We start from the raw sequence: 18906 nt of genomic DNA, 5'->3' as shown, positions 1-18906 counted from the left end.
CAGGCATGCGATCGAACCCATTGCGCGGGTCTCCCGTTCCTTTGTCATGTGCCGGTGCGTTGTCGTACGAGTACGAGAACAGCGGCGGGCCCCCGCGCATTCCCGGTCAGGGCAGGCCGGCGAGCCGGTCCCGCACCGCTTCGGTGATCAGGGCCAGTGCGTCCTCCTGGGTGACGCCCGCGGACCGGGCCACCGCGAAACCGTGGTCGGCGCCGGGCACGGCCACCGGGCCGGTGCCCGCGGGGAATTCCTCGGGCCGTCCGAAGGGATCCCGCGCCCCCTGCACGACGAGCACCGGCACACCCGCGCCGAGCAGTTCCTCCGCCCGCGACTTCTCGGGCCTGCCCGGCGGATGCAGCGGAAAGCTCAGCGCGAGCACGGCCACCGCGCCCAGCTCCGCGGCCGTCCGGCAGGCGACCCGCGCCCCGGCGCTGCGCCCGCCGGCCACCACGGGGACGCCGGGCGCGGCGAGTTCGGGCCAGAGGGCGCGCCAGGCCTTGTCCAGCGTCGCGGGCGCGGGGGCCACCTTCTTCCCGGCGACGCGCCAGGGCTGCTCGACGAGGGCCACGGTCACCCCGTGCGCCGGCAGGGCGGCGGCCAGCGCCACGAGGTCGCGGGCCTCGACGCCGCCGCCGGCGCCGTGCCCGAGGGCGAGGACGAGGCGGGGCGTGCCGGTGGCTGCGGGGTGCCAGTGGATCCGGGCGTCCCCGGCCGGGGTCGGTACGGTCTGGATGCTCACGCGACCATCCTGCCGCGCCCCACCGACAACGCCGCTCCGGCCGGGCTCAGAACAGCGTCGCCTCCTCCGGCGCCGCCAGTTCCGTCAGCAGTTCGGGCCCGTTGTTGCGGACATCGCTGACCGCCGTCGTCACGGGATGGGCGCGCACCAGGCCGGGCGGCGGCGGGGCGAGCAGCGGGCGCAGTTCCTCCGGGTCGGTGCGGGCCGGGTCCAGCCAGTCCGCCCACCGGTCGGGGGTGAGGACGAGCGGCATGCGGGGGTGGATGTCCGCCAGCGAGCGCGGGCGGCCCTCGGCATCGGCGTCCGGTGCCCCGCCGTCCGCGAAGGGCTCCGGCTCGGCCTCGGTCGTGATCACCGAGCAGGTCGCCCACCAGGCCTGCGGATGGTCGTCGGGCAGCGTCCGGTCGCGCCAGAACTCGTAGAGCCCGGCCATGGCCATCACCGAGCCGTCGGCCGGTGTGACGAACCAGGGCTGTTTGCGGGCGCGCTTCTTACGGCCCTGGACCTCCAGTTCGCGCTCCTGCGCGCCGGTGACCCACTCGAAGTAGCCGTCCGCCGGGAGGAGACAGCGCCGCGCGGCGAAGGCCCGCCGGTAGGACGGCTTCTCGTGCACCGTCTCCGCCCGGGCGTTGATCATCCGGGCGGCGCCCTCGGGCGAGGTGGCCCAGGGCGGCACCAGCCCCCAGCGCAGGACGCGCAGCTGGCGGACCGGGCGCGGGTCGCCGGAACCCTTCAGGGGGCGTTCGAGTATCGCGTGGACGCTCTTGGTCGGCGCCACGTTCCAGTCGGGCGCCAGGGTCTCCTCGGGCTCCCAGACCTCGACGTCGAAGAGTCCGACCAGGTCCTCCGGCCTCCGGCTCGCCGCGTACCGCCCGCACATGTCCGACCGCCCCTCGGTTCACCCTCGCGCTGACCATGGTGCCCCATCCGCCCCACCCGCCCATCAAACCCTCGGGAGCCGCGGCCCGGGGAACCACCGTCGACTTCCGGCCGTCCCTCTGCACGGATCCACACCGCGCCGATGCACCACGCGTCGATGCACCACGCCTGAGGAGCGGCACCGCCATGGACAGCACCAGCACCGCCGGACTGTGGGACCGGCTGGCCGGTTCCCAGCCCGGGCCCTCCCTCTGGACCGTCGTGGTGACCGGGCTGCTCGCCCTCGCCGCCGTCGCCCCGCCGCGGGTCTGGCGGGTGACGCGCAACGCCGTCACCATCGCCCACGAGGGCGGGCACGCCCTGGTGGCACTGCTCAGCGGGCGGACCCTGAGCGGGATCCGGCTGCACTCGGACACCTCCGGGCTGACCGTCTCGCGCGGCAGGCCGGCCGGGATCGGCATGGTCCTGACCGCCGCGGCCGGCTACCCGGCCCCCTCGCTGCTGGGTCTCGCCGGGGCGTGGGCGCTGGCCACCGGGCATGTCACGGCACTGCTGTGGGGCGCGACGGCGCTGCTCGCGGCGATGCTGGTCATGATCCGCAACGCCTGGGGCGTGCTGACCGTGGTGGTCTCCGGCAGCGCCTTCGCCCTGGTCTCCTGGCTGGCGGGCGCCGAGCTGCGGGCCGCGTTCGCGTATGGAGTGGTGTGGTTCCTGCTGCTGGGCGGCGTGCGGCCGGCCTTCGAGCTCCAGCGCAAGCGCCGGCACGGCGCCGCCCCGGACTCGGACGCCGACCAGCTGGCGCGGCTGACCGGCATCGCGCCCGTGCTGTGGCTGCTGCTGTTCCACCTCGTCTCGCTGGTCTGTCTGGTGGCCGGCGGGCGCTGGCTGCTCGGGGCGTGAAGCGGAACGACCGGAACGGACGGACGGGCGTCAGAAGCCCGTTCACCTCCACCGGGGAGCCCGTTCACCGCGGCCGGGGAGGCCGTAAGGTAAGGGCATGACCCAGAGCCCCGCGCACACCGACCTCTGGCCCGCTCCGACCGCGACCGGGGCCGTTGACGCGACCGTCACCGTGCCCGGCTCGAAGTCGGTCACCAACCGCGGCCTCGTCCTCGCCGCGCTGGCCGCCGAGCCTGGCTGGCTGCGCCGCCCGCTGCGTTCCCGCGACACCCTCCTGATGGCCGAGGCGCTGCGCGCCATGGGCGTCGGCATCGAGGAGACCGTCTCCTCCAGCTCCGAGGGCGGCCCCGACGGCACCGGCGAGGCCTGGCGCATCATCCCCGCCCAGCTGCACGGCCCGGCCACGGTCGATGTCGGCAACGCGGGCACGGTCATGCGCTTCCTGCCGCCGGTGGCCGCGCTCTCCGACGGCCCGATCCGCTTCGACGGCGACCCGCGCAGCTACGAGCGTCCGCTGCACGGCGTGATCGACGCCCTGCGCGCCCTGGGCGCCCGCATCGACGACAACGACCGCGGCGCCCTGCCGCTGACCGTGCACGGCGCCGGGGCCCTGGAGGGCGGTCCGGTGGAGATCGACGCGTCCTCGTCCTCCCAGTTCGTCAGCGCGCTGCTGCTCTCCGGCGCGCGCTTCAACCAGGGCGTCGAGGTCCGCCACGTCGGCTCCGCGCTGCCCTCGCTGCCGCACATCCGGATGACCGTGGACATGCTGCGCGCCGCCGGCGCCCAGGTGGACACCCCCGAGGCGGGCGGCGAGCCGGACGTGTGGCGGGTCTCCCCCAGCGCCCTGCTCGGCCGCGACCTGGTCGTGGAGCCCGACCTGTCCAACGCCGCGCCGTTCCTGGCGGCCGCCCTGGTCACCGGCGGCCGGGTCACCATCCCCGACTGGCCCGAGCACACCACGCAGCCCGGCGACGCGCTGCGCGAGATCTTCACCGCCATGGGCGGCATCTGCGAACTGACCGACGCCGGGCTGACCTTCACCGGCACCGGCCGGATCACCGGCCTCGACGCCGACCTGCACGAGGTCGGCGAGCTGACCCCGGTCATCGCCGCCGTCGCCGCGCTCGCCGACTCCGAGTCCGAGCTGCGCGGCATCGCCCACCTCCGGCTGCACGAGACCGACCGGCTCGCCGCGCTCGCCAAGGAGATCAACGAGCTCGGCGGCGACGTCACCGAGACCGCCGACGGCCTGCGCATCCGCCCGCGCCCGCTGCACGGCGGCGTCTTCCACACCTACGAGGACCACCGGCTGGCCACCGCCGCCGCGGTCCTCGGCCTCGCGGTCCCGGGCGTCCGGGTGGAGAACGTGGCGACCACCGCCAAGACGCTGCCGGACTTCCCGGAGCTGTGGCACGGAATGCTCGGGTCCGTCGCGGAGGCGACGGCTCCGAGAGCCTGAGAGATCCGAGAACAGCCATGCGCCGCTACGGCAAGCACACCGACGAGGACGACGTCCGCGTCCGCCCCAATCGCAAGGGCAACCGGCCCCGGACGAGCATCCGCCCCAAGCACGAGGACGCCGCCGAGGGCTTCGTCCTCACGGTCGACCGCGGCCGGCTGACCGTCCTCGTCGAGGACCGCGCCATCACGGCCATGAAGGCCCGTGAACTGGGCCGCAAGAGCGCGGTGGTCGGCGACCGCGTCGCGATCGTCGGCGACCTCAGCGGGAAGAAGGACACCCTGGCCCGGATCGTCCGGGTCGAGGAGCGCCGCTCGGTGCTGCGCAGGACGGCCGACGACACCGACCCGTTCGAGCGGGTCGTGGTCGCCAACGCCGACCAGCTCGCCATCGTCACCGCGCTCGCCGACCCGGAGCCGCGCCCCCGGCTGATCGACCGCTGTCTGGTCGCGGCGTACGACGCGGGGCTCGAACCGCTGCTCGTCCTGACGAAGTCGGACCTGGCCCCGGCCGAGAAGCTGATGGAGTCCTACGGGTCGCTGGGCGTGCCGTACGTGGTCACCAACCGCCAAGAGCTGGCCGACGGCGACGCCGCCGACCGGGTCCGCGAGCAGCTGACGGGCCGGATCACCGCCTTCGTCGGGCACTCCGGCGTCGGCAAGACGACCCTGGTGAACGCGCTCGTCCCCGACCGGCAGCGGGCCACCGGCCATGTCAACGCGGTCACCGGCCGCGGCCGGCACACCACGACGTCGGCGCTGGCCCTGCCGCTTCCGGACAACTCGGGATGGGTGATCGACACCCCGGGCGTCCGGTCGTTCGGGCTCCACCACATCGACCCGTCCCGGGTCATCCACGCCTTCCCCGACCTGGAACCGGGCACCGAGGGCTGCCCGCGCGCCTGCAGCCACGACGAGCAGGACTGCGCGCTGGACGCCTGGGTCGCGGAGGGGCACGCCGATCCGCAGCGGCTCTTCTCGCTGCGCAGGCTTCTGGCCACCCGGGAGCGGCGCGAAGGCGATTGATCGCCTACGTTTGCGAATGACCGCCAGCGGCAAGTGCACCAACCGACCGGTACGCGTGGGGCGGTCTACGACTCGGGAGGCAATCTGATGGCGTGGCTGCTGGTCGTGGTCGCCGGACTTCTGGAAACGGGCTTCGCCGTCTGTCTGAAACTCTCGCACGGCTTCACCCGGTTGTGGCCGACGATCGCCTTCGCCTGCTTCGCCCTGGGCAGCTTCGGCCTGCTGACGCTCTCGCTGAAGAAGCTGGACGTCGGTCCGGCGTACGCGGTGTGGACGGGGATCGGGGCGGCGGGCACCGCGATCTACGGCATGGTCTTCCTGGACGACCTGGTCTCCACCCTCAAGCTGGTATCGATCGCCTTTGTGATCGTCGGGGTGATCGGACTCCAGCTCTCCGGCTCGGCGCACTGAGGCGCGGCCCGGCTCTCAGGAGCGCTCGGGAGCATCCAGCAGCGCGCGCACGACCCGGGCGACCTGCCCCGCCGCCTCCACGTCGGAGGCGGCCGGGGCGACCACATACGACAGGGTCACCCGCACGGCGGCCTCGCAGGCCCGCCGTATCGCCTCCGGATCCGCCGGTTCCGGCTCCGCCGACCTGCCGACGGCCGCGGCCGCGCTGCCCCGGATGCGTTCCACCAGCGCCGCGGGCACCGGGGCGCCCCGGGCCGCGGAGGGCGGCGGGGTGCGCGGCGCGGGCACGGCCGGGGCCGCCTGGGCGGGCAGCCGGTCGCCGCGGCAGCCCGTGAGGGCGGCGCGCACCAGCGGGTTGGCCCGCGCGGCGCGCAGCGTCCATACGGCGACGGCCGCGCAGCAGTCCCCGGCGTCCGCGTCGCCCCGGTCGGCGACGTCCGCCAACGACCGGTCCACACCGGCCAGGAAGGACTCCGCCTCGCGCCGCACCAGCGCGCGGGCCAGGCCGTCCTTGCTGCCGAACTCGTTGTACAGGGTCTGCCGGGACACCCCGGCGGCGGCCGCCACGTCGACCATGCGGACCCCGTGCCAGGGCCGGGTGCCGAGGGCCGTGAAGGCCGCGTCCAGCAGGAGCTCTCGTGCCGCGGGCATCGTCGCCTCCCGGGCCTGGGGCGTGTCCGATGGGTCGGCCGGGGCCCCGCGACGCTCCCCCGGCCACCGCTGGGAGGTGCCCCCAGGCACGGCACCTCGCTGCGTTGTCGCATCACCCGAGTACGCCCGGTACGCGGGCGATGCTCCGCCTTGCCCTGCACCGCACCGGACGCTGCAGGGCCCGCACCGGCCCATCGGACACGCCCTTGCGGCCGCACGACGGTTGTGGCCACAGAATTGACGCACCACCAGACGGTGTCAAGAGCCCAGGAAGACCGATCGCGGGTAGTGTTCCGGTTATGTCCGACTACCACGATGATCTGCGCCTGGCCCACGTCCTGGCGGACGCCGCCGACGCGGCGACCATGGATCGGTTCAAGGCCCTCGACCTCAAGGTCGAGACCAAACCGGACATGACCCCGGTGAGCGAGGCCGACAAGGCCGCGGAGGAACTGATCCGCGGCCAGCTGCAGCGGGCCCGCCCGCGGGACGCCGTCCTCGGCGAGGAGTTCGGCAGCGAGGGCCTGGGCCCCCGCCGCTGGGTGATCGACCCGATCGACGGCACCAAGAACTATGTGCGCGGCGTCCCGGTGTGGGCGACGCTCATCTCCCTGATGGTCCAGGTCGAGCGCGAGGGCCGGGCCGAGTTCGAGCCGGTGGTGGGCCTGGTCTCGGCCCCGGCGCTGGGCCGCCGCTGGTGGGCGGCGAAGGGCTCGGGCGCGTACACCGGCCGCAGCCTCTCCTCCGCGAGCCGGCTCGGCGTCTCGAAGGTCGAGCGGATGGCGGACGCGTCGTTCGCCTACTCCTCGCTCTCGGGCTGGGAGGAGCGCGGGATGCTGCCGGGCTTCCTGGATCTGACCCGGGACTGCTGGCGCACCCGCGGCTACGGCGACTTCTGGCCGTACATGATGGTCGCCGAGGGCACGGTGGACATCTGCGCCGAGCCGGAGCTGTCGCTGTGGGACATGGCGGCGAACGTCGTCATCGTCGAGGAGGCGGGCGGCCGCTTCACCGGGCTGGACGGCCGTCCCGGCCCGCACAGCGGGAACGCGGCGGCGTCCAACGGGCTGCTCCACGACGAGCTGCTGGGCTATCTGCGCCCGAGCCGTCCCTGAACGGCCGTTCCTGAACGCCGTTCAGGGCGGCTGTCCCCGAACGGCCGGAGAGGCCGGAGCCCATTGGCGTCCGGCCTCTCCGGTTTCTTACGGCAAGCGCCCTAGCCGCGCAGGGCCTGGACCGCGGCCTCCAGCCGCTTGCCGTAGTCCTCGTCCGCCTTGCGGAAGTTGTCGATCGCGCGCTCGGCGATGTCGTCGCGGGACACCTTGGCGATGAAGCCAGCGAGGTTGGCGATCAGGCGCTCCTTCTCCGCCTCCGACATCAGGCGGTAGAGGTTGCCCGCCTGGACGAAGTCGTTGTCCTCGGCGTGCGAGGGGGCGACGTGGTCGCCCGTCACGCCGGAGACGGCGGACGCCTGCCACAGCGGGCGGTCCGTCTGGACCGGGCCGCCGAAGCTGTTCGGCTCGTAGTTCTTCGCCCGGCCGTGGCGGCCGTCGTAGAGGTGGCCGTCGCGGCCGTAGCTGCGGGCCTCGGTGGCGTGCGGACGGTTCACCGGCAGGTGGTCGGCGTTGATGCCGACGCGGTAGCGGTGGGCGTCGGCGTAGGCGAAGAGCCGGCCCTGGAGCATCTTGTCGGGGGACGGGCCGATGCCGGGCACGAAGTGGGCCGGCGAGAAGATGGACTGCTCGACCTCGGCGAAGATGTTCTCCGGGTTGCGGTTGAGCTCCAGCTTGCCGAACTCGATCGGCGGGTAGTCCTCGTGCGGCCACACCTTGGTGAGGTCGAACGGGTTGAAGCGGTAGTTCGCCGCGTCCTCGACCGGCATGATCTGCACCTGCACGGTCCAGGTCGGGAACTCGCCGCGCTCGATGGCCTCGCGCAGGTCGCGCTGGTGGCTGTCGGGGTCCGCACCGGCGAGCTTGTCGGCCTCGCTCTGGGTGAGGTTCTTGATGCCCTGGTCGGTCTTGAAGTGGTACTTGACCCAGAAGGCCTCGCCGGCCTCGTTGTTCCACTGGAAGGTGTGCGAGCCGTAGCCGTTCATGTGGCGGTACGAGGCGGGGATGCCGCGGTCGCCGAACAGCCAGGTCACCTGGTGGGTGGCCTCGGGGCTCAGACCCCAGAAGTCCCAGACGTTGTCCGCCTCCTGCGAGCCGGTGTACGGGTCGCGCTTCTGGGTGTGGATGAAGTCCGGGAACTTGATGGCGTCCTTGATGAAGAACACCGGGGTGTTGTTGCCGACGAGGTCGTAGTTGCCCTCCTCGGTGTAGAACTTCAGCGAGAAGCCGCGGGGGTCACGGACCGCGTCCGGGGCGCCGAGGTTGCCCGCGACGGTCGAGAAGCGCAGGAAGACCTCGGTCTCCTTGCCGATCTCGGCGAGGAACTTCGCCCGCGTGTACCGCGTGACGTCCGCGGTCACGGTGAAGGTGCCGTAGGCGCCGGCGCCGCGGGCGTGCACCACGCGCTCCGGGATGCGCTCACGGTTGAAGTGGGCGAGCTTCTCCAGGAGCAGCTGGTCCTGCACCAGGACGGGGCCGCCGATGCCCGCGGTCTCGCTGTTCTGGTTGTCCGCGACCGGAGCTCCGGACTCCGTGGTCAGCGGGCCCGTCGTCTTGACCTCGTCCTGAACCGACACGTACGCCTCCGTCATTCCATCGACTCGCCCTGCCACGCCAGGCACTCGGCCTTGGCAGGAACCGAAAGCGATCCTACATTGGACTTTGTCTAAGTCAAGATGCGGCGTACAGAAGAATCACCTCCATTGATGGACAAAACGCGCTGCTAGGCTGGTGCTATCTGACTGATGGGTGAATGGCATGAGTGACCTGCTGGATCGGCTCCGGGGACGCGGCTGGCGGCTGACCGCACAGCGGCGCGTCGTCGCCGAGGTGCTCGACGGGGACCATGTGCACTACACCGCCGACGAGGTGCACGCGAAGGCGGCGGAGATGCTGCCGGAGATCTCCCGGGCGACCGTCTACAACACCCTCGGGGAGATGGTCTCGCTGGGCGAGGTGCTGGAGGTGAGCACCGACGGCCGCGCCAAGCGCTACGACCCCAACGCCCACCATGCGCACCAGCACCTCGTGTGCTCGCGGTGCGGCACGATCCGCGACGTGCACCCCTCGGGGGACCTGCTCGCCGGCCTCCCGCCGGAGGAGCGCTTCGGCTTCCAACTCTCGGCGGTCGAGGTGACGTACCGGGGCCTGTGCCCCGGCTGCGCGGCGGGCTGAGCCCGGCACCGAACGGGTGCAGCACGAAGGCCCGGATCCTGAGGATCCGGGCCTTCGTGATCAGTAGCGGGGACAGGATTTGAACCTGCGACCTCTGGGTTATGAGCCCAGCGAGCTACCGAGCTGCTCCACCCCGCGTCGATGGGCCAACTGTAACCCGGTTACGGCACATGGTGCAAACGCGATGTCTCCCGTGACAGCCCGCGAGCACGGCACCACGTACGGTGGCGCGGCTCACGCCGACAACTCCTGCTGGAGCGCGTCCCGCAGCCGCGCCGCCCGCTCGGCGACCTCCGCCGGGCCGCGCTCGACGGCCTGCGCGCACCAGAGCTGAGCCTGCGTCAACTCGCCGTGGCGGGCGGCCAGCAGGGCCAGCCGCAGGGCCGCGCGGCCGTGTCCGGCCTCGGCCGCCCGGGTCCACCACAGGGCCGCCTCCGGCTCGCTGCCCTCCCGGGCCAGCAGCAGCCCGAGGTTGAAGGCGCCGTTGCTGCTGCCCGCCTCGGCGGCCTCGCGGTACCAGCGCGCGGCCTCGACGACGTCGCCCCGCGCCGCCACGAGCATGCCGAGCCGCACCTGGGCGCGGCGGTGGCCCTGGCGGGCGGCCTTGCCGTACCACTCCTCGCACTCCGCCGCGGACGCCGCGTCGTGGTCGTCCCCGGCCTCCCGGTCCAGCAGGGAGCCGAGCCGGAAGGCCGCCTCCGCGCTGCCACCCCGGGCGGCCACCCGCAGGTGCCGCTCGGCATCCTCGGCGTCGTCCGGACCGCCCTCGCGCAGCAGGACGATCGCCACCTGCAGGGCCGCCTCGGTGTGCCCGGCGGAGGCGGCCCGCTCGTACCACTGCAGCGCCGCGCGCTCCTCGTTCCGCCCGGCGTAGAGGATGCCGAGGTTGAAGGCGGCGTCGACGCTGCCCGCCTCGGCGGCCTTGGAGAACCACGGCTCGGCGCCGGCCGGGTCGCCGGCCTGGAGCAGCAGGACGGCAAGGGCGTTGGCGGCCTCGCGGTGACCGGCGTAGGCGGCGCGGCGGTACCACTGCTCGGCCTGGGCGGTGCGGCCCTGCTCGGCGCAGAGCAGGGCGAGGTTGTACGCGCCGTTGACGTCCCCGGCATCGAGCGCGGCGCGGTACCAGCGCTCGGCCTGCTGCGACTCGCCGCGGTCGGCGTGCAGGGCGCCCAGGGCGTTGGCCGCGTTGCCGTCGCCGTCCTGGGCGGCCCGGCGCCACCAGACGGCGGCGCTGTCGCCGTCACCGGCGTCGCGCAGCAGGAAGCCGAGGGCGCACGCGGCCCGGGACTCGCCGTCCTTGGCCGAGGTCAGGTACCAGCGGGCGGCCTCCTGGATCTCGCCCCGGGCCTCCAGCAGGGTGCCCAGGTGCAGGGCCGCGCGGCGGTGGCCGCGGGCGGCGGCCTGCCGGTACCACTGCTCGGCCTCGTCGGCGGGGCCCTTCTCCCGGCCGGCCGCGGCGGCCCGCAGGTCGCGCACGGAGGTGTCGCCGCCGCCGACGGGGGTGCGGCGGGAGCCGGTGGCCGGGACCGGCCCGGCGGCCAGGCCGCCGGAGCGGGCGGCGGAGCCGGGCGCCCGGCCGTCGAGGATGCGGGCCAGCCGGTACGCCGCCTCGCGGTGCCCGCGCTCGGCGGCCGAGCGGAACCAGCGCTCGGCGCCCACGTCGCTGCGGTGCTCCAGCAGGTCGGCGAGGGCGTACGCGCCGAGGGCGTGCCCGGACTCGGCGGACTGCCGCAGCCAGTACTCGGCGGCCGGCTCGTCGCCGCGCTCGCGGTGGTAGCGGCCGAGGGCGTGGGCCGCGGCGGCGGAACCGGCGACGGCGGCCACCCGCCACCAGCCGGCCGCCTCGTCGGCGTAGCCGCGCTGGTGGAGCAGGACGCCCAGGTTGTTGGCCGCGGAGCGGTCCCCCTCGGCGGTGGCGGCGCGCAGGTGCTTCTCGGCCCCGTCGAGGTCGCCGCGGCGCAGCAGCAGGGCGCCGAGCATGCTCAGGGCGGCGGGGTCGCCGGACTCCTCGGCGCGGCGGCGGGCGGTCTCCAGCTCCAGGTCGGCCGCTTCGGCGGCGCCCGCCGAGGGTGCCGGGGCCGTCGAGGGCACCGGGGCCGACCGGCCCGACGAGGCCCGCGCAGGGTCGTACGGCGCCGGAACCCGTACCTCCGGAACACTCCCCGCAGCGGGAGCCTTCACAAGCCGACCTGTCTCCACCAGCCTCGCCTTGTCCCCCATACGTCCCATCGTCGCACTCCCGCAACCTGCGTACACCTGGAATCCCGCAGCCAGTGAGGTCACTTCAGCGTTTTGTCGACTTCCCGACTTCCCGACACAACGCTGCTCCAAACTCTAATCAAAACCCCCGCACACAACCCGCACAGAGCAGCGTGGCGTCCGATACGAACAGTGGTCCCGCCGGTCACTCCGGCAACGGTCGACCCCTGACGGCTCCTTGGAAGCACGACAAGGCCCGGAGTCTAGGACTCCGGGCCTTGTCTTCCAGTAGCGGGGACAGGATTTGAACCTGCGACCTCTGGGTTATGAGCCCAGCGAGCTACCGAGCTGCTCCACCCCGCGCCGTTGTGGAACAACCGTACCACGGCGCGGGACGGGCGGGACTAGCTGCCCGGCTTGCCCCCGTTCTTCTCCTCGCTCCGCGCCTCGGCCTTCGCCAGCCGGTCGAGGGCGTCCTTGAGGTCCTTCTGGGCCTTGCCGTACGCCTCCCAGTCCTGCTTCTCCAGCGCCTTCTGCCCTGCGCTGTAGGCGTCCTGAGCATCCTTCACGGCCTGCTTCACCGTCGGGTTGCCGGCCGGGGGCTGCTTCGTGCCGTCCGGCGGCTGCTTGCCGCCCGGCTGTTGTGCGCCGAAGACCTTGTCGAGGGCCTCCCCCAGGGTGTTCTCGAACGCGATCTTCTCGCCGTAGGTGACGAACACCTTCTTCAGCAGCGGGTAATTCGCGCGCGCACCGCGGACGTAGACCGGTTCCACGTACAGCAGACCGCCGTTGAGAGGAACCGTCAGCAGATTTCCGTACTCGATCTCGGAATCCCCGCCCCGCAGGAGCTTGATCTCACTGGCGGCCGTCGGGTCGCTGTTGAAATTGCTCTGCGCCTGCAACGGGCCCCAGACCGTGTCCTTCGGCTGGAGAATTCTGATCCTGCCGTACTCGCCGCTGCGCGCATCCGCGTCAACGGCCATGAAAGCGCCCAGGTTCTGGCGGTTCTTCGGCGTGAACGTCGTGGTCAGCGAGAACGTGCGGTCCTTCTGGTCCGGCATCCGCATGCTCAGGTAGTACGGCGGAACCGCGTTGCCCTTGTTCGTCGGGTCGTCCGGCACCTCCCAGCGCTGGCTGCCGGTGTAGAACGTCCCCGGGTCGGTGACGTGGTACCGGGTCAGCAGTTCGCGCTGCACCTTGAACAGGTCCTGCGGGTACCGCAGATGGTCCTTGAGCTTGGCGCCGATCTCGCTCTTCGCCTTCACCGTCCCCGGGAAGGCCTTCATCCAGGTCTTGAGCACCGGGTCCTCGGTGTCCCACTGGTACAGCGTGACCTTGCCGTCGTAGGCGTCGACCGTCGCCTTGACCGAGTTGCGGATGTAGTTGACCCGGTTCTGCTGCGCCACCACCGCGCGCTGGCCGGTGGTCAGCGAGTCGGCCGTGGTGTCGCCGAGGGTGGTACGGGAGGCGTAGGGATAGCCGTTGGTCGTGGTGTAGGCGTCCACGATCCACTGGATACGGCCGTCCACCACCGCCGGGTAGGCGTCGCTGTTGATCGTCAGCCAGGGGGCCACCGCCTCGACGCGGGCCTTCGGGGTCCGGTTGTAGAGGATCTTCGAACCCTTGCCGATGGCGCCCGAGTAGAGGATCTTGGGCTCGCCGAAGGCCACGGCGTACGCGGCGCGGTTGACCGGGTTCGACAGGTCGACCCCGCTCCTGCCCTGATAGCTGTAGCTCTCCTTGTCCTCGTCGCCGGGCCGGTCCAGTTCCTTCTGCGGACCGCCGACGATCGAGTACTGCGTGGTCTTCTCGCCGTAGTACACCCGCGGTTCGTACGGGCCCAGGACCTTGTCCGACTGGAAGTCGGGGCCGCCGCCCCTGGGCACCGAGTCGCCCTTGGCGGTCACCGCGCCATAGCCATGGGTGTACTTGAAGTGGTCGTTGATCCAGTTGCGCTCGGGGATGCCCTTGATGTTGAGCTCGCGCAGACCGATGACCGTGTCCTGGTCCTTGCCGTCCACCTTGTAGCGGTCCACGGCCAGGGTGGACGGGAACTGGTAGTACCCGCGGTCCTGGCGCTCCTGCTGGAAGGCGGGCGAGACGATGTTCGGGTCGAGCAGCCGCAGGCTGGCGGTGGAACCGGCCAGGTCGCGCAGCGTGTTCTTGTCCGTCGAGGTGTCGCCCTTGCCCGGGTAGGCGTCGTCGACCTTGGTCTCGTCGATGCCGTACGCCTCGCGCGTGGCCTTGATGTTCTTCGCGATGTACGGGGCTTCCTTGGCCTGCTCGTTGGGAGAGACCTGGAACTTCTGCACGATCGCCGGGTAGAGCCCGCCGATCAGGATCGCCGAGAGCACCATCAGGCCGAAGCCGATCACCGGCAGCTGCCAGGTGCGCCGCCACAGCGTCGCGAAGAAGAGCACCGCGCAGATCAGCGCGATGATGAACAGGATCGTCTTGGCCGGCAGATAGGCGTGGGCGTCCACATAACGCAGGCCCGTCCAGCCGTTCGTCGACTTCAGACCGCTCGACTTGACCGCCAGCCCGTACCGGTCCAGCCAGTAGGCGACGGCCTTGAGCGTCACGAACAGGCCCAGGAGGACGGCGAGATGGCCCGTCGCCGCGGCGGTGGCCCGGTGACCGGGGCTGGTGAGCCTGAGCCCCCCGTAGAGGTAGTGCACCAGGGCGGCGGCGATCAGCGACAGCACGGCCGCCGCGAAGCCGAAGCTCAACAGGAAGCGGTACCAGGGGAGATCGAAGGTGTAGAAGGAGATGTCCTTGTGGAACTGCGGGTCCTTCTGATGGAAGGGGACCCCGTTGATCCACTGGAGCCAGGTGCGCCACTGGCCCGCCGCGGAGGCTCCCGCGACGAGGCCGACGAGCGCGGTGACCGCCAGCAGCACCCACTTCTTGTACGGCGCGATGCTCATCCGGTAGCGGTCGAGCGACTGCTGCTCCGCCGACATCGCGCTGAGCGGCGGCCGCAGCCGGTGCGCCAGCCAGATGTTGATCCCCACCGCCACGGCCATCAGCACGCCGAAGACGGCGAACAGGCCGATCTTGGTGCCGAGCGTGGTGGTGAAGACCGAGGAGTAGTGGACGGAGCGGTACCACAGCCAGTCCGTCCAGAACCCGGCGAACATGACGAAGAGCATGGCCAGCGCCGCCAGCACACCCAGGGTCGTCATCAGGGTCCGGACGCGGCGGGAAGGCCGTCCGACTCTCATCCGCGGGCCTGTCGGGCCTCCGCCGCGGTCCGGCATCTGGAAAGCCAAGGTGCGCACCTCGAAGTTCGCTGTCAGTGGAGCTGTCGATCAGGCCCTGGCGATAGTAGGACCCACTGTGGCAACTTACCGAGGCTTTACTCGGTTCCCGATTTCGGCCCCGGTCAGGGCACGATATTGAGCATGTCCAGCAATGCCGGCTCCCCGAGCCACCCCGACCAGCCCGTCCCGGGCACGCCCCCCATGGCCGCGAGCCCGCTGACCCGCGCCGTGCTCGAGATCGACGAGTACGCCTCCGGGCTCGGCTGGGACCAGCCCGCCCGGCTCTTCGCCCTCGTCGACACCGCGAAGCTCCGCGCGCAGGAGCCCGCGCTCGCCGCGCAGCTCGGCCTCGAAGGGGCCCCCGGCTCCGCCGCCCCCTCCTACACCCCCATCGAGCAGGACGAGCTGCCCGCCGGCACCGCCCTCGACAAGTTCCTCGGCACGGTCGCCTGGCCGGACGCCGTGGCGGGTTGCGCCCTGACCGTGGAGCGGCTGATGCTGCCGCCGTCGGCCGAGGGCTCGGTGCCGCACGGGCTGAACGAGAAGCAGCTCGCCAAGTGGGTCGCCGGGCACCCGGACCGGCAGGAGGTCCGGATGACCGTCGCGGTGCTGCGCGACGGGGCCCGCGAGTCGGCCGTCCGGCTGCGCGAGAAGGACTCGCCGACCGAGGTGCTCACCGGCCCCGACCTGGTGCCGGGTCTGGCCGAGGCGCTCGCGGCCACCTTCGCCGCCTGAGCCGGGACCGCGCCGTCCCCGGACCGGGCCCCGGCCGGGTCCGGGGACGGAGAGGGGGACGGCGGCGGGAGCTCGGGGGAGCCGCGGGGCGCGGGGGCGTCACTTGCCCGTCGTGCACTGCGGCAGGCCGGCCGCGTCCCCCTTCTTGATCTTGTCCAGGGACTTCAGCGCGTCCCCGATCGTCTCGACCTTGACGAGGGTCAGCCCCTTCGGGGTGTCCTTGGCCGCGGCCGCGCAGTTGTCCTTGGGGGTCAGGAAGTACTCCGCGCCCTTGCTGCGGGCGCCGACGGTCTTCATCTCGATGCCGCCGATCGGGCCGACCTTGCCGTTGTCGTCGATCGTGCCCGTGCCGGCGATGAACTTGCCGTCGGCGATGTTGTCCGGGGTCAGCTTGTCGACTATTCCGAGGGCGAACATCAGGCCCGCGCTCGGCCCGCCGACGTCGGCCAGCTTGATGTTGATCGAAAACGGGAACGTGTGCGCCGTCCCCGCCTGGATGCCCACGATGGCCCGCTTGTCGCCCGATGCCTCGCGCGTCACCAGCGTCACGGTCTCCTCGGTCTTCGGCTGCCGCTTCTCCTTCTCCGCGGCGGCCGCCTCCTTGGCCGGGACGACCCGGAAGGCAACCTTCTCGCCCGGTTTGTGCCGGGTGACCAGCTTGGCCACGTCGCCGGGCTGCTTGACCTCCGTGCCGTCCACGGACTTGATCACGTCGCCGGCGTGCAGCAGGCCCTCCGCCGGACTGGCCTTGACCACGGAGGAGACCACCACCCGGGTGCCGACCGGGATGTCCAGCTGCTTGAGCGCCGCGACCTTGGCGCTCTCCTGGGACTGGCTGAACTCCTCGGCGGTCTCCTGGTTCAGCTGGTCCGGGGTCTTGTCGTCGGGGTAGAGGGTGCTGTGCGGGACGACCAGCTTGTCGTGGGTCAGCCAGCCGTAGACCGCCTCGACCATGTTCATCCGGTACTGCGAGCCGGTCACCCGGACCGTCGTCATGTTGAGGTGGCCGGTGGTCGGGTACGTCTTGCGCCCCGAGATCTGGAGCACCGGCTCTCCGCCGTGGTCCCCCAGGGTGTTCACCGTGGGCCCGGGCGACATCTCCGAATAGGGCACGGGGATCAGCACGCCGGCGCAGAGAAGCGCGATCAGCATCAGCAGGGAGGCGAGCATCGTCGCAGTGCGGCGGGGCATGGAACGACAGTACGGGACGGGTCCGACAGTCCACTCCCGGGGCGGTCCGTACGGGGCGGAATGCCTGGTCGCGGCGGGTGTCAGGCGGATCCGGTCCCGGAGTCCGAGCGCTCCATGGCCGGGCGCTCCACCGCCTCCCGGCGCTCCATGGCCTCGCGGAACTTCTCGTACCCCGCGAGCTCCGAGACATCGCCGGACTTGCGGTTCCGGGCCGCCCAGCTCCCCCACAGAGCGGCGACCACGGCCGCGGCAACCGGAATCAGCAACCAAGCGAGCGCCGCCATAACGGCCTCCGACCCCTCACTCCTCGCGACTTACCGATGAGCACATTAATCGTCTGCCGTCTCAACGCTCACTTCAGGGGCCTGGTTACGCAACCGGTGGCGGCCCGTTCCGGGCACGACGCCTCTTTAAACCCCCTTGAACCCCCTTGTCCCCCTTAGACCCCTACCCGCCCTCCCGTCACCCGACCGCCACCCCTCATCGACGGCGCTACGCGCCGACCCACTCCTCCGTACCGTCGGAAAAGGTCTGGTGCTTCCAGATCGGCACCTCGCTCTTGAGGTCGTCGATCAGCCGGCGGCAGGCCGCGAACGCCTCGGCCCGGTGCGGGCAGGAGACCGCGACCACGACGGCGAGGTCGCCGACGACCAGGTCCCCGACCCGGTGCACGGCGGCCAGCGCCCGCACCGGGAAGTCGGCCGCCACCGCCTCGGCGACCCGCCGCAGCTCGGCCTCGGCGGACGGGTGCGCGGAGTAGCCGAGTCCGGTCACATCCGCTCCCCCGTCGTGGTCGCGCACCGTACCGACGAAGAGCGCGGTGCCACCGGCGGCGGGGTCGCCGACGGCGGCGAAGACCTCGTCCAGGGAGAGGGGGGTGTCGCGGACGGCGAGGAGGCGCACCGGGCGCTCGTTCGAAGCGGGCATGCGGACCATGGTGCCGCAGGAGGGACGGAGCCCTACACCCTCCGTCGCGCCTTCCGCGCCCGTCGCACCAGCGCCGCCGTGCCCAGCAGCGCCACCGTCGCCCCCGCCGCCCCCGCCGCGGTCGCGTCCTTCCGGCCGAGGCGCCGCCCGGCCACCGTGTGCCGCCCGGCGACCTCCTCCAGCAGCTCCGCCAAGACCTCCTCGTTGGTCCAGCGCGGCCGCCAGCCCGCGGCGTGCAGCCGGTGCCCGCTGACCACCCACGGGTGCATCGTGTACGCGAGGTCGCCGGCCGGGGAGGGCGTCAGGCCCAGGCGGTGCAGCCGGGAGGCGGCGCCGAGCGCCACCGCCGAGGGCAGCTCCATGCGGCGGATCCCACTGAGCTCCTCGACCTCATCCTGTTCCAGCCAGCCGTCGCAGCCGACCGCCAATTCGCCCTCGGCCTTCTCCAGCGCCGCGAACTCCAGCGCGCTCACCAGGTCCTCCACGTGACAGAACTGCCACACGGGCCGGGAGCCGGCGACCACCAGCAGGCGGGGCGACTCGAAGTAGCGCGTCAGGGCGGTGTCCGTGCCGCCGACCAGCACGGCGGGCCGCAGCACCGTGACGTTCAGGCCCGGGTGCGCGCGCGGCGCGCGGCGGGCCAGCCGCTCGATCTCCAGCAGGTCCCCGACACCGGTGGCCTCGGCGGTCGCCCGCAGCTCGGCGTCCTCGTCCAGCGGCACGTCGTTGTCCGGGTGCGCGCCGTAGACCATCGCCGAGGTGCACAGCACCACGCGGTGCACCCCGGCCGCCGCGGCGGCCGTCAGCACGGTCTGGGTGCCGCGCACGTTGTAGGCGGTGCGGGCGGCGGGATCGGTCTCAAGATCGAGGTCGAGGGCGAGGTGGACCACGACGTCGGCCCCGCGCAGCTTCTCCGCGATCGCCGGGTCGCGCACGTCCAGCACATGCCACTGCGCCTCGCTGACGTCGCCGCGCCGCTCGTCGATCGCGAGGACGTGCTTGACCTCCTCGCACGCGGCGAGCCGCCGGGTGAGCAGCGCGCCGATGCCACGGGCGGCACCGGTCACGGCGACCACGGGCCGACGGCCGGGCGGCCTCGTACTGTCTCGCGCGGAACCGTTTCGCGCTGCGCGAACTTCTCGGTCGGGGGAACTCACCGGGCGTCTCCAGCGGTTGTCTTCAGTATGTATGCGTCATCACCTGTGCCATGACCCGTACGTACCAGGTGACGTCCATCCTG

The 18906-nt window shown here is 72.3% G+C and carries 17 protein-coding genes and 2 tRNA genes; 7 read left to right on the top strand and 12 right to left on the bottom strand.

The annotated features are described in order from the left end of the window. Positions 1 to 106 precede the first annotated feature (106 nt). Together AB8735_RS24675 and AB8735_RS24670 are read right to left on the bottom strand one after the other, a co-directional pair. Positions 107 to 739, bottom strand: coding sequence for an alpha/beta family hydrolase (locus AB8735_RS24675; RefSeq protein WP_372409437.1), 633 nt, complete (start codon positions 737 to 739; stop codon positions 107 to 109). A 46-nt stretch (positions 740 to 785) separates the two neighbouring features. Continuing rightward, positions 786 to 1619 (bottom strand): SOS response-associated peptidase, encoded by an 834-nt coding sequence (locus AB8735_RS24670; protein ID WP_372409435.1) that lies wholly within the window; start codon positions 1617 to 1619, stop codon positions 786 to 788. Positions 1620 to 1804: 185 nt separating this feature from the next. Between AB8735_RS24670 and AB8735_RS24665 the strand changes: the two genes are divergently transcribed. The 4 genes from AB8735_RS24665 to AB8735_RS24650 all read left to right on the top strand — a co-directional run bounded on the left by AB8735_RS24665 (position 1805) and on the right by AB8735_RS24650 (position 5413). Beyond that, entirely contained in the window at positions 1805 to 2518 is a 714-nt protein-coding gene (locus AB8735_RS24665) for a M50 family metallopeptidase (protein WP_372409433.1), read from the top strand. A 97-nt stretch (positions 2519 to 2615) separates the two neighbouring features. Next, positions 2616 to 3977, top strand: a complete 1362-nt coding sequence (gene aroA / locus AB8735_RS24660) for a 3-phosphoshikimate 1-carboxyvinyltransferase (protein ID WP_372409430.1) — start codon at positions 2616 to 2618, stop codon at positions 3975 to 3977. A 17-nt stretch (positions 3978 to 3994) separates the two neighbouring features. After that, positions 3995 to 5002, top strand: a complete 1008-nt coding sequence (gene rsgA / locus AB8735_RS24655) for a ribosome small subunit-dependent GTPase A (protein ID WP_372409428.1) — start codon at positions 3995 to 3997, stop codon at positions 5000 to 5002. A gap of 87 nt (positions 5003 to 5089) precedes the next feature. After that, positions 5090 to 5413: a multidrug efflux SMR transporter gene (locus AB8735_RS24650; protein ID WP_344032089.1), complete on the top strand. Its 324-nt coding sequence runs from the start codon at positions 5090 to 5092 to the stop codon at positions 5411 to 5413. Between the two features lie 15 nt (positions 5414 to 5428). Here the strand turns inward: AB8735_RS24650 and AB8735_RS24645 are convergent, their stop codons facing one another. Further along, on the bottom strand, positions 5429 to 6064 hold the full coding sequence (locus tag AB8735_RS24645; RefSeq protein WP_372409425.1) for a TetR/AcrR family transcriptional regulator: 636 nt from the start codon (positions 6062 to 6064) through the stop codon (positions 5429 to 5431). Between the two features lie 299 nt (positions 6065 to 6363). Between AB8735_RS24645 and hisN the strand changes: the two genes are divergently transcribed. Next, the gene (gene hisN, locus AB8735_RS24640; RefSeq protein ID WP_344020052.1) at positions 6364 to 7179 is read left to right on the top strand and encodes a histidinol-phosphatase; all 816 of its coding nucleotides are present in this window, start codon (positions 6364 to 6366) and stop codon (positions 7177 to 7179) included. 101 nt (positions 7180 to 7280) lie between these two features. Here the strand turns inward: hisN and AB8735_RS24635 are convergent, their stop codons facing one another. Then, positions 7281 to 8768 carry a catalase gene (locus AB8735_RS24635; protein WP_372409423.1) on the bottom strand — a complete coding sequence of 496 codons (1488 nt, stop codon included), beginning with the start codon at positions 8766 to 8768 and terminating at the stop codon, positions 7281 to 7283. A 166-nt stretch (positions 8769 to 8934) separates the two neighbouring features. Between AB8735_RS24635 and AB8735_RS24630 the strand changes: the two genes are divergently transcribed. After that, positions 8935 to 9351 (top strand): transcriptional repressor, encoded by a 417-nt coding sequence (locus tag AB8735_RS24630; protein ID WP_344020056.1) that lies wholly within the window; start codon positions 8935 to 8937, stop codon positions 9349 to 9351. A gap of 64 nt (positions 9352 to 9415) precedes the next feature. Here the strand turns inward: AB8735_RS24630 and AB8735_RS24625 are convergent. The 4 genes from AB8735_RS24625 to AB8735_RS24610 form a co-directional block, all read right to left on the bottom strand. Further along, a tRNA-Met gene (locus tag AB8735_RS24625) sits at positions 9416 to 9489 on the bottom strand. Positions 9490 to 9585: 96 nt separating this feature from the next. After that, a complete protein-coding gene (locus AB8735_RS24620; RefSeq protein ID WP_372409421.1) occupies positions 9586 to 11580 on the bottom strand; it encodes a tetratricopeptide repeat protein in 1995 nt (664 codons plus the stop codon). Positions 11581 to 11839: 259 nt separating this feature from the next. After that, a tRNA-Met gene (locus tag AB8735_RS24615) sits at positions 11840 to 11913 on the bottom strand. Between the two features lie 41 nt (positions 11914 to 11954). Further along, positions 11955 to 14810 carry a UPF0182 family protein gene (locus AB8735_RS24610; protein WP_372411909.1) on the bottom strand — a complete coding sequence of 952 codons (2856 nt, stop codon included), beginning with the start codon at positions 14808 to 14810 and terminating at the stop codon, positions 11955 to 11957. A 144-nt stretch (positions 14811 to 14954) separates the two neighbouring features. Here AB8735_RS24610 and AB8735_RS24605 point away from each other — a divergent pair, with 144 nt between their 5' ends. Next, the gene (locus AB8735_RS24605; protein WP_344020060.1) at positions 14955 to 15548 is read left to right on the top strand and encodes a PPA1309 family protein; all 594 of its coding nucleotides are present in this window, start codon (positions 14955 to 14957) and stop codon (positions 15546 to 15548) included. Between the two features lie 99 nt (positions 15549 to 15647). Here AB8735_RS24605 and AB8735_RS24600 read toward each other — a convergent pair whose 3' ends face one another. The 4 genes from AB8735_RS24600 to AB8735_RS24585 all read right to left on the bottom strand — a co-directional run bounded on the left by AB8735_RS24600 (position 15648) and on the right by AB8735_RS24585 (position 18823). Next, a complete protein-coding gene (locus AB8735_RS24600; RefSeq protein ID WP_344020062.1) occupies positions 15648 to 16739 on the bottom strand; it encodes a PDZ domain-containing protein in 1092 nt (363 codons plus the stop codon). Positions 16740 to 16819: 80 nt separating this feature from the next. Continuing rightward, positions 16820 to 17023, bottom strand: coding sequence for a hypothetical protein (locus AB8735_RS24595; protein ID WP_344020064.1), 204 nt, complete (start codon positions 17021 to 17023; stop codon positions 16820 to 16822). Between the two features lie 208 nt (positions 17024 to 17231). After that, entirely contained in the window at positions 17232 to 17666 is a 435-nt protein-coding gene (locus AB8735_RS24590) for a molybdenum cofactor biosynthesis protein MoaE (RefSeq protein WP_344020066.1), read from the bottom strand. A 32-nt stretch (positions 17667 to 17698) separates the two neighbouring features. Beyond that, the gene (locus tag AB8735_RS24585; RefSeq protein WP_344020068.1) at positions 17699 to 18823 is read right to left on the bottom strand and encodes an SDR family oxidoreductase; all 1125 of its coding nucleotides are present in this window, start codon (positions 18821 to 18823) and stop codon (positions 17699 to 17701) included. Positions 18824 to 18906: the final 83 nt, after the last annotated feature.

This window comes from Streptomyces luteireticuli (genome assembly GCF_041519305.1).
In the GTDB taxonomy this organism is placed as follows: domain Bacteria; phylum Actinomycetota; class Actinomycetes; order Streptomycetales; family Streptomycetaceae; genus Streptomyces; species Streptomyces luteireticuli.
Note: the sequence above shows the minus strand (reverse complement) of the source record. Positions and strands in the feature narration are given on the sequence as shown.